The organism is Microbacterium alkaliflavum (genome assembly GCF_044325405.1).
GTDB classification, from domain to species: domain Bacteria; phylum Actinomycetota; class Actinomycetes; order Actinomycetales; family Microbacteriaceae; genus Microbacterium; species Microbacterium alkaliflavum.
This window is the reverse complement of the sequence record NZ_JBIQWL010000016.1, coordinates 45489-55955: the sequence shown is the minus strand read 5'-3', so window position 1 is coordinate 55955 and position 10467 is coordinate 45489. Positions and strand designations below refer to the sequence as shown.

The 10467-nt window shown below is 67.9% G+C and carries 9 protein-coding genes; 8 read left to right on the top strand and 1 reads right to left on the bottom strand.

All coding sequences use genetic code 11. From position 1 onward, the window contains the following. Positions 1-275 precede the first annotated feature (275 nt). A complete protein-coding gene (locus ACH3VR_RS22460) occupies positions 276-1448 on the top strand; it encodes a helix-turn-helix domain-containing protein (RefSeq protein ID WP_397558570.1) in 1173 nt (390 codons plus the stop codon). Between the two features lie 52 nt (positions 1449-1500). Here ACH3VR_RS22460 and ACH3VR_RS22455 read toward each other — a convergent pair whose 3' ends face one another. Continuing rightward, positions 1501-2694 carry an alpha/beta fold hydrolase gene (locus tag ACH3VR_RS22455; protein WP_397558569.1) on the bottom strand — a complete coding sequence of 398 codons (1194 nt, stop codon included), beginning with the start codon at positions 2692-2694 and terminating at the stop codon, positions 1501-1503. A gap of 378 nt (positions 2695-3072) precedes the next feature. Here ACH3VR_RS22455 and ACH3VR_RS22450 point away from each other — a divergent pair, with 378 nt between their 5' ends. The 7 genes from ACH3VR_RS22450 (at position 3073) to ACH3VR_RS22420 (ending at position 10438) form a co-directional block, all read left to right on the top strand. After that, positions 3073-3360, top strand: coding sequence for a metal-sensitive transcriptional regulator (locus tag ACH3VR_RS22450; protein ID WP_397558568.1), 288 nt, complete (start codon positions 3073-3075; stop codon positions 3358-3360). A 33-nt stretch (positions 3361-3393) separates the two neighbouring features. Then, complete coding sequence (locus tag ACH3VR_RS22445) at positions 3394-3744, top strand: heavy-metal-associated domain-containing protein (RefSeq protein WP_397558567.1); 351 nt, start codon at positions 3394-3396, stop codon at positions 3742-3744. Beyond that, positions 3741-6005 carry a heavy metal translocating P-type ATPase gene (locus tag ACH3VR_RS22440; RefSeq protein WP_397558566.1) on the top strand — a complete coding sequence of 755 codons (2265 nt, stop codon included), beginning with the start codon at positions 3741-3743 and terminating at the stop codon, positions 6003-6005. Before ACH3VR_RS22445 ends, ACH3VR_RS22440 begins: the two co-directional genes overlap by 4 nt. A gap of 13 nt (positions 6006-6018) precedes the next feature. Continuing rightward, entirely contained in the window at positions 6019-6333 is a 315-nt protein-coding gene (locus ACH3VR_RS22435) for a hypothetical protein (RefSeq protein WP_397558565.1), read from the top strand. 58 nt (positions 6334-6391) lie between these two features. Next, a complete protein-coding gene (locus ACH3VR_RS22430; RefSeq protein ID WP_397558564.1) occupies positions 6392-6835 on the top strand; it encodes a DUF6153 family protein in 444 nt (147 codons plus the stop codon). Positions 6836-6930: 95 nt separating this feature from the next. Continuing rightward, complete coding sequence (locus ACH3VR_RS22425) at positions 6931-7530, top strand: DUF305 domain-containing protein (protein ID WP_397558563.1); 600 nt, start codon at positions 6931-6933, stop codon at positions 7528-7530. Between the two features lie 178 nt (positions 7531-7708). Further along, positions 7709-10438, top strand: coding sequence for a heavy metal translocating P-type ATPase (locus ACH3VR_RS22420; protein ID WP_397558562.1), 2730 nt, complete (start codon positions 7709-7711; stop codon positions 10436-10438). Positions 10439-10467: the final 29 nt, after the last annotated feature.

The window sequence follows — 10467 nt, the reverse complement described above, 5'->3', positions numbered from 1 at the left end:
CGAGCCCGCACGTCCCGAGCTCTACCTCACCGCCTGACCACCACCCACCCTCAGGAAGCAACGGAATGACACCACGCCACGGGACTTGACCGTCGGCGCGCGGCGCCGGCCGCGATGGCGTAGGCGATTCGCTCGTTGCTCGCGCAACGGCGGAATGCGATGAGCGTCGCAGTGATCGCGACCGCGATAACAAGCGACATCCACCGGAAACCGGTGCAGTATGGCGAATACACGAGGCCTCGATTCCTGTTTCTGTGGGGGAGTGATCTCACGGTATGACTGAGCCGGCGACCCACCTAGGACACTCTCTTGACGATCTCGGCCAACGGAGACCGCCCCAGACCGAGCCGCGGATCGTGATCGTGGGGTTCCCATCCGCGCAGATCCTCGACGTGACGGGACCACTGGAGGTGTTCTCAACCGCGTCGCGGTTCCTGCCGATCAAGCGATACGCGACCCAGCTGGTCAGCGTCGACGGCGGCTCCGTCCTCTCAACGAGCGGCCTCGCGTTTGCGACCGACCCGATCGAGCAGGTCACGGGAGACATCGACACGCTCGTGGTCTCCGGGGGCAGAGACATGGATGTCGCGGCCGATGACACGACGCTGGTCGAAAACATTCGTCGGCTGGCGGCTGGGTCGCGTCGGGTGACGTCGGTCTGCTCGGGTGCCTTCCTCCTGGCGGCGGCGGGGCTCCTCGATGGTAGGCGCGCCACGACGCACTGGGCGGAATGCGCGGACCTCGCGCGCGACTACCCGGCCGTCGAGGTGGAACCGGACGCGATCTATGTGCAGGACGGCAACGTCTGGACCTCGGCGGGGGTCACCGCGGGCATCGACCTCGCGCTCGCCCTCGTCGCGGACGACCACGGGCGCAAAGCGGCTGCGACCGTCGCCCGCCGCCTGGTCGTGTATCTCCGACGTTCTGGTGGGCAGGGCCAGTTCTCCGCCGTTCTGGCTGCCCAGTCCGCGAACGACGAACCCATCCGCGACCTGCTGACTTGGATCCCCGACAACCTCACGGCCGACCTCTCGATCCCAGCGCTGGCACAGCGCACCCACCATTCGGAACGGCAGTTCAGTCGCGTGTTCAAAGCCGAGGTCGGCATCACACCTGCCGAACACGTCGAGGCGGTGCGGATGGAGGCGGCGTGCCGCCTCCTCGAGACAACGCTCCTCGGGATGGAGGAGATCGCCCGAAAGTGCGGCTTCGGAACCCCCGAGACCATGAACNGCGTGTTCAAAGCCGAGGTCGGCATCACACCTGCCGAACACGTCGAGGCGGTGCGGATGGAGGCGGCGTGCCGCCTCCTCGAGACAACGCTCCTCGGGATGGAGGAGATCGCCCGAAAGTGCGGCTTCGGAACCCCCGAGACCATGAACCGCGCCTTCCGCCGGCGGCTCAACACGACGCCCGGGGACCATCGGCACCATTTCGGGCCAGCCTGAGGGCCGGACCGCGGGAGTGCCGGCGCGCGACCTGAGCGCCCCGGCACTCGTCTCACTTTGTGAGGGGCTCGCCGCTCCGGACTGCGGCGACCACGTCGAGAATCGCGTGAGCCGTCACGGCGGCGGATTCTTCGTCCGAGACCAGCATCTGGTGGCTGGCATTCTCAACGATGCGGTGAAGGCTGTCGGTCGACAGTGCGGCCATCCGGTCCTGGGCTGCGAACTTGGCGGCATCGCCCCCGATGCCGGCGGTCAGCACGAACAGGGGCTTGTCGCCGAAGTCGGTGAGGGATGCCGCGTGCTGGACGGCGTCTCCCGCGTCGGCGTACTCGTTGATCGTGCTCAGCAGGTCGCGTGCGGTGCCTCCGAACAGGTGGCCCAGTCCGAGCTGTGCGGGTGAGGAGAGCAGCGCGATGACGCGGTCCAGGATGAACGGGTGGGGCTGGTAGCCGGGGGAGGTCGCGTCGGGCGCAGTCGAGTCGATCAGGACCATCCCTGCGACATCGCTCGGATACTGCGTGGCGAACATCTGCACGTACAGCCCGCCGAAGGAGTGGCCGGCGACGACGTACGGTCCAGGAACGTGTGCGCGCTCGAGCAGCGTGTGCAGGTCGGTGGCGATCTGGATGCCGTGGGCGGGCGTGGAGGTGGAGTCGCTCCAGCCGCGGCCCGCGCGGTCGTAGACGCACACGCGGGTGTCCCGTTCCACTGCCGAGCGGAGCAGTTCGAGCTCGGCGGCCGCTGCACCGCCGCCGGCTTCCAGCACCACGGTGGGGCTGCCGGAGCCTGCGCAGTACAGGTGCAGACGGTGCCCTCCGACATCGACCATCTGTCCGGGCATCGAGGCCGACTGGGCATCCACCGCCTCGCCGATCGCCTGATAGCCGGCTCCGACCGACGCCAGGCCCAGTGCCGCGATCACGGGATAGAGCACCCACCGAGCGCGCGAGCCGCGGAGGTTCTGCCGGACGCGCACGATCATGTAGATCGACACGGCAAGCATTGCGGCGGGAAGGGCCCAGTTGACCGCCGGTTGCACCGCCGGTCCGAACGCCACCAGGAGGAGTCCGCTCAGCCCCATCAGCGCGGCGGGGGCGAACGCCCATCGCTGCGGCTGATCGGTGAACCGCGCTGTGAGCAGGGCGAGCATCGCCCAACCCACCGCGAACCCGCACAGCACGGATCCGATGACTGCGCTCTGGGTCGCTGGTCCGAACGGGACGAGCACGAGGAGAACCGCAGTCACCAATCCGAAGGTCAGCGAACCGAAGACGATGGTTCCGATGCCTCCCCGCCGCGCCGGCCCCGAAACGGTCTCTTCGCGATGTCCCCCAGCCTCCCGGGTCGGAGCTTCGATGAGGGCCGACTTACTAGACACATGGATTCCCTTCGCAACTGGCGCCGGACGATTCCGGCGGCGTGTTCGTGATGACTTCACGCTATGAGCCGCTCGCGGCGTCACCTAGGACACGGTCTTGACGATCTCGGCCATGCCTCGCAGGTACTCCGCGACACAGGACGGGGACTTTGCCAGCAGGTCGTTGCACGAATCAGCGCCGATTGCCAAAGTCCCGCCCTACCCCATACCCCCATGGGGTACTATGGAGAGTAGGAGGTACGAGCGATGCATGTTCATGGCTATGTCGACGACAAGGATGCGCTGCTGAAGCGGCTACGTCGGGCAGAGGGGCAGGTGCGCGGCATCGCTCGGATGATCGAGGAAGACGCGTACTGCATCGACGTGCTCACGCAGGTTTCCGCGGCCAAGAGTGCCCTGGAATCTGTCGCGCTCGCTCTGCTGGAAGACCATCTCACTCATTGCGTGGCCGAGGCCACCGCAAGCGGCGGCCCCGTCGCTGAGGAGAAGCTGCGCGAAGCCAGCGACGCTATCGCGCGCCTCGTCCGCTCCTGAGTTCACAACACCCACTACATCGAGGAAAGAACTATGACTGCTTTTGAGACCCGCGACCTCGGCCTGACCGACAAGAACTCGAGCTGCGCCTGCTGCTCCCCGACCGGCCACACTAGCGCCACGACGTCGGCGCAGACCGCCCCCGAGCCGGTCGAGTCGAGCACGGTTGTCACCGACTACCTGGTCGAGGGCATGACCTGCGGGCACTGCGTGCGCAGCGTGACGGAGGAGCTCTCGGAGCTTCCCGGGGTCGCCGAAGTGGACGTTGACCTCAACTCGGGCGGCCTCTCCCGTGTTCGCGTCGCCAGCGACGCCGCCCTGGACGAAGAGCAGGTGCGTGCCGCCGTCGAAGAGGCCGGGTACGCGCTCGCGCCCAGCTCATGAGCACCGCCGACGTCGAACTCGACATCACCGGGATGACGTGCGCCTCGTGCGCCGCTCGGATTGAACGGAAGCTGAACAAGCTTCCGGGTGTTGAAGCGACGGTCAACTTCGCGACCGAGCGGGCGCACGTGCGCTCCGAGGGCGTGCCGGTCGAACAGCTGGTGGCAGCAGTGGAGGCGGCCGGGTATGCCGCCGCGGTCCCCGCTCCTCCAGCCTCTATGCACGAGGATCAGCCGACCACGACGGACCCGGAGCTGACCTCCTGGCGACAGCGGCTGATCATCTCGGCTGCGCTTTCCGCGCCTGTCGCGCTGATGTCGATGATCCCGGCGCTGCAGTTCACGAACTGGCAGTGGCTTGCATTGACGCTGACCGCACCCGTCGTCGCCTGGGGCGCATGGCCGTTCCACCGCGCCGCGGCCATCAACGCCCGGCACGGTGCCGCCACGATGGACACGCTGATCAGTGTGGGGGTGATCGCGGCCTTCGGCTGGTCGCTGTACGCGCTGTTCTTCGGCGGTGCCGGCATGCCCGGGATGACGATGAGCTTCCAGCTGTTCGGCCCGCCGCAGGCCGGTGGTCACGAGCTCTATCTCGAGGTCGCCGCGTTGGTGACGGTGTTCATCCTGGCCGGCCGATACATGGAGACGCGCGCCAAACGACAGTCCGGCGAGGCTTTGCGGGCTCTCCTGGAGCTGGGAGCCAAGGATGCCGCGGTGGTCCGCGATGGCGTGGAACGGCGAATCCCGGTAGACCAGCTCGCGGTGGGTGACACGGTAGTCGTGCGGCCTGGCGAGAAGATCCCTTCCGACGGTGTCGTGGTCGAGGGTGCATCCGCGGTCGACGAGAGCATGCTGACGGGCGAGTCCGTCCCGGTGGAAGTCGGGCCCGGGGCTTCTGTCGTCGGTGCCACCGTGAACGCCGGGGGTCGGCTACTAGTGCGGGTCACCCGCGTCGGTGCTGACACCGAGCTCGCGCGCATCGCGAAGCTGGTGGAGGACGCCCAGACCGGCAAGGCGGAGGTGCAGCGGCTCGCCGATCGGGTCTCAGCCATCTTCGTTCCGATCGTGATCGGCCTGGCCATCCTGGCCTTTATTGGGTGGGCCTTGAGCGGGGCTCCGCTGGAGATCGCATTCACCGCGGCGGTCACGACGCTGATCATCGCATGCCCGTGCGCCTTGGGACTCGCCACGCCCACCGCTCTTCTGGTAGGCACGGGGCGCGGTTCCCAGCTAGGGATCCTCATTCGCGGCCCGCAGGTGCTCGAGCACACCCGCCGGGTCGACACCATCGTTCTGGACAAGACTGGCACCGTCACCGAAGGCGCGATGAGCATCAGCGCCGTTCACCCCACGGAAGGGGTCAGCGAGCAGGAACTGCTCCGCATCGCCGCGTCTGCCGAGCACGGGTCGGAGCACCCCATCGCCCGAGCGATCGTCGATGCTGTGCCTGCACCGCCAGCTGCGGAGGACTTCCTCGCGCATGCCGGGCAGGGTGTTCAGGCCATCGTCGAGGGACGCCTGGTGGTTGCGGGACGTGCCGGATGGCTTGCCGAGCAATGGGCGATGCGGGTCCCCGCCGACCTGACCGCACGCATCGCCGCCGACGAGGCTGCCGGTGCCACGGTCATCGTGGTGGCCTGGGACGGGGAGCCGCGTGGCGCCATCAGCGTCGCCGACACCGTGAAGCCGCACAGTGCCGAGGCGATCACCCGGCTCCGCAAGCTCGGCCTGACCCCCATTCTGCTGACCGGCGACAACGCGGGTGCCGCGTACGCGGTTGCCGCCGCGGTCGGAATCGACGACGTGCGGTCGGGCATGACCCCGGCGGGCAAGCTCGATGCGATCCGTGACCTCCAGGAGCGCGGTCAGGTCGTGGCGATGGTCGGGGATGGCGTCAACGACGCTGCCGCGCTGGCAGCCGCGGACTTGGGCATCGCGATGGGCACCGGCACGGATGCGGCGATCACCGCGAGCGATCTGACGATCGTCTCGGGGGATCTTCTTGTCGTGCCCGACGCGATCCGGCTCGCACGGCGCACCCTCGGCACGATCAAGGGAAATCTCTTCTGGGCCTTCGCGTACAACGTCGCCGCGATCCCGATCGCAATGGCCGCTCTGCTCAACCCGATCGTCGCAGCGGCGGCGATGGCGTTCTCCTCGGTGTTCGTCGTGACGAACAGCCTTCGCCTGCGGCGATTTCGCCCGCTCCCCGGCATCCCCGCCGCAACTCCGGTGATCCGGCAGACCGTCGCAGCCTGAGACAGGAACCGACATGATCCACCACGACCACGATCCCCACGAGCACGAGCACGAGCGCGAGCATGTGCCCGCACATGGTGGCGGTCACGTCCATGAGCATCCACACGACCACTCGGCCGCGCACCAAGACCATCACCACCACGACCCCGAGCCAGGGGCGGCGCAGCTGGTGGAATGCCCCGTGATGCTGGGCAACATGGTGAACCCGGAGCGCGCCGAGGCCAAGGGCCTCTATCGCGACTACCAGGGAAAGCGGTTCTGGTTCTGCTGCGCCGACTGTCCGCCGCTTTGGGATGCCGATCCTGCCCGATACGCCGCGGCGAGCTGATCCGCCACTGAGCGGTCACAGAGTGCGCCTAGGCTGAGACAAGAAGGAGGACCAGCAGATGCGGACGATCCGCTCGATGTTGCAGTCACGGTCCTCCTTCACGCGCGCACTGATCGGTGTTGCATTCGCCCTTGGGGTCATCGTCGGCCTGCTCGCGATGCACACCTTGAGCGGCGGCGGCGAACAGGGCCACGGGTCCACGCCCGCCGCTGTCGCGGCAGGCGCCGATATGCACTCGGCAGGGGTGTCTGAGCACTCCGGCATGGCCGACCTCGAGTCCTGCGACTGCGGAACGAGTGACCCCGCGCACGGGCAGTCGATGCTGGCGATGGCGTGTGTACTCGGATTGCTCATCACTCTGCTGGTTCTGGCGATCCCGGTCGCCTTGGGGCGCGTGGACGCACGCGATTCACTTCTCGGGTTTGCGATAGAACGCGCCGGCCGCGCCTTGGCGCGCGCCCGACCGCCTTCCTTGTACGTCCTTTCCATCAGTCGAACGTGATTCCCCGCGGAGCGCTCCGGCCAGCATCCGGAGCTGCTTCGACGTGCCACGCGCACGAAGTCACGCTTCCCACTGAGACGAAAAGGACAATCCAAATGAACAGAATCCGCACTGTCGCGGTGGCCTCCACCGCTCTGGCCGCCGCCCTTGTGCTCGCGGGGTGCGCCCCGCAGCAGTCCACCATGCCCGGCATGAACCACGAGTCCGGCATGATGAGCAGCTCCGAGTCGGCGGACTACAACGAGGCCGACGCGATGTTCGCGACGATGATGATCCCGCACCACGAGCAGGCGATCGAGATGGCCGACATGGTTCTGGCCAAGGAGGGTGTCGACGCTCGCGTCACTGATCTTGCGACCGACATCAAGGAGGCGCAGGGCCCGGAGATCAAGACGATGCAGGGCTGGCTCGAGGACTGGGGCGTCGCTGACGACAGCGACTCCATGGGTGGCATGGACCACGGCGACGGGATGATGTCGGAGGACGACATGGCGGCGCTGGATGCCGCCACCGGACCCGAGGCCAGCCGCCTGTTCCTGGAGCAGATGATCATGCACCATGAGGGCGCCATTGAGATGGCGCAGACCGAGGTCGAGTCGGGGCAGAACCCCGACGCGGTGGCCCTTGCGAACAAGATCGTCGAGGACCAGACCACCGAGATCGCCACGATGCAGGACTTGCTCGAGCAGCTCTGACCGTGTGGGGCGGGCGGGTCGCCCGCTCCGCCCCACACCAGTGGCCATGCCCAGCACACCATCGGAAGCGGTCCGGGGCGACAGCGTAACCTCGCCTAACCCCCTCCGCAGCTTCACTCCATTTCGGCCGTAGACCCGCGGCCATCCACCCTGCGACATAGAAGCGTGAGGGAATCAAATGACCGAGAACACCCATACCGTCGTCCTCGAGGTGTCGGGCATTATCCGCGCCTCCTCGAAGAACGTCGTCGAGGCCCGCCTGTCCCGGCGGCCCGGCGTGCTCGCCGTCGAGGCGAACCCGGTATCGCAGACAGCGAACGTCACCTACGACCCGACGGCCACGTCCGTTGACAAGTTGCGCCGCTGGGTCATCGAGTGCGGCTACCACTGCGCCGGCCAATCCGTGCCCGATCACATCTGCGACTCGGACGCCGAACCCCGCCTCGCCGACGGCGCCGATCACAGCCACCATCACGCGGACCACGCGAGCGCCCCACATCATGCAGACGACCACCCGGCACACCACATGCTGGACGGGACAACGGCACCCGCCCGCGACCCCGAGTCCGAGCCCAATGCGTCACACGGGGCCGGTGTCCACGAGCACCCCGCCCCTGTCCCCACCGAGCATCAGCACACCGGCCACACGCCAGACTCACAGCCCACGGGGCACGCTCCTGCCGCGGCCGCGCACTCGCACACCGACCGAGAGGCGTCCGCCATAGATGCCCACGCGCACCATCCGGCGGCGGCGCATCCCACCATGGACCATGGGGCGGCCGCGCACGCGGCGCACGCCCCCGCGGCTGGGGGGCACGCCCACGGGGCCGCGCCGCGCACGGCCCAGGATGTGATGGGCCACGGGGGACACCACGCGGGAATGTCGATGCAGGACATGATCCGCGACATGCGCAACCGCTTCCTGGTCGCCGCGGTGCTTTCGGTGCCGATCACCCTGTGGTCTCCGATCGGGCGGGAGGTGTTCGGGTTCACCGTCCCGGCCCCGTTCGGATTGAGCGACGCCATGTTCTCGCTGATCCTCTCGCTGCCGGTCATCTTCTACTCGGCGTGGATCTTCTTTGACGGCGCCTGGCGCGCGCTCCGCGCTCGCACGTTGGACATGATGGTGCTCGTAGCGGTCGGTGTCGGCACCGGCTGGCTGTACAGCGTGGTCGTCACCCTGACCGGCGGAGGGGAGGTCTTCTTCGAGGCTGCCAGCGTGCTGGCCACCTTCGTGTTGCTCGGCCACTGGGTTGAGATGCGCGCGCGAGGCGGCGCCAACGACGCGATCCGCACCCTGCTGGAGCTGGCGCCGGCGCGCGCGGTCGTCATCCGGAACGGCGAGGAGGTGGAGGTCGCCACGGCTGACGTGGTGCCGGGTGATGTGATGCTCGTTCGCCCCGGCGCGAAGATCCCCACCGACGGTGTGGTGGAAGCCGGTGAATCGGAGGTCGACGAGTCGATGGTCACCGGCGAGTCCATGCCGGTGTCCAAAGCCGCTGGATCGGATGTGATCGGAGCCACCGTGAACACGGTCGGCACCCTTCGGGTGCGGGCGACGAAGGTCGGCGCCGACACCGCGCTCGCGCAGATCGTGCAACTGGTGCAAGAGGCACAGAACTCGAAGGCGCCCGGGCAGCGCCTGGCCGACCGGGCCGCGTTCTGGCTGGTGCTGGTGGCGCTCGTCGGCGGCACCCTCACCTTCGTCGGCTGGCTGCTCGCCGGCGCAGACGTCCCGACCGCGATGCTGTTCGCGATCACCGTGGTCGTGATCACCTGCCCCGACGCCCTCGGCTTGGCGACCCCGACCGCGATCATGGTCGGCACCGGGCTGGGCGCCAAGCGGGGTGTGCTGTTCAAGAACGCCGCCGGCATCGAGTCCGCTGCGAAGATCGACACCGTCGTATTCGACAAGACGGGCACATTGACCAAAGGCGAACCGGAGGTCACCGACTACCTCCCGCTCGGCAGCGACGACATCAGGCTGCTGTCCCTGGTCGCCGCCGCCGAACGCGAGTCGGAGCATCCGCTCGCCCGCGCGATCGTGTCCTATGCGGACGAACGTCACATCCCGCGCCTGACTGCGACCGCGTTCCGCAACGTCACCGGTCAGGGTGCCATCGCCACCGTGGACGGGCACCAGGTGGTGCTCGGCAACGCGCGGCTGATGGCTGCGGAAGGCATCGACGTCAGCCCGGTGCGGGCAGCGCAGGAAGCGCTCGCCGAAGGCGGCCGCACCGCGATCCTGTTCGCGGTCGACGGCAGCATCGCCGGCACCATCGCCCTCGCCGACGCGCCCAGGGAAAGCGCTAAAGCCGCCATCGATGCGCTGCATGAGCAGGGCGTGGAGGTGGCGATGCTCACCGGTGACAACGAACCGACCGCCCGCCGCATCGCCGCGCTCCTGGGCATCGACACGGTCATCGCCGAGGTGCTCCCCGAAGACAAGAGCGCCAAGATCGCCGAACTCCAAAAGGCTGGCAAGACGGTCGCGATGGTCGGAGACGGTGTCAACGACGCGCCCGCGCTCGCGCAGGCCGACGTGGGAATCGCGATCGGCGCGGGCACAGACGTCGCCATCGAAACGGCCGACGTTGTGCTGATGCGATCGGACCCGATGGACGTCGCGGTCGCGATCCGCATCGGGCGGGGGACGCTGCGCAAGATGCGGCAGAACCTCGGCTGGGCGATCGGCTACAACGCGATCGCGCTGCCCATCGCCGCCGGCCTGTTCTATCCGGCGTTCGGGATCATGCTCTCGCCGGAGATAGCGGCGATCAGTATGTCGGGATCGAGCGTGATCGTCGCCGTCAACGCGCTACTACTCAAGCGCCTCCGCCTCCCCGCCCCGACTTCGACCGGCACCGTCTCCCAACGTCAAGGTGTCGCGCCGGTCGGGCACGAGTGAGGAAGCGCGAATGTGCGCGTAACCAGGTA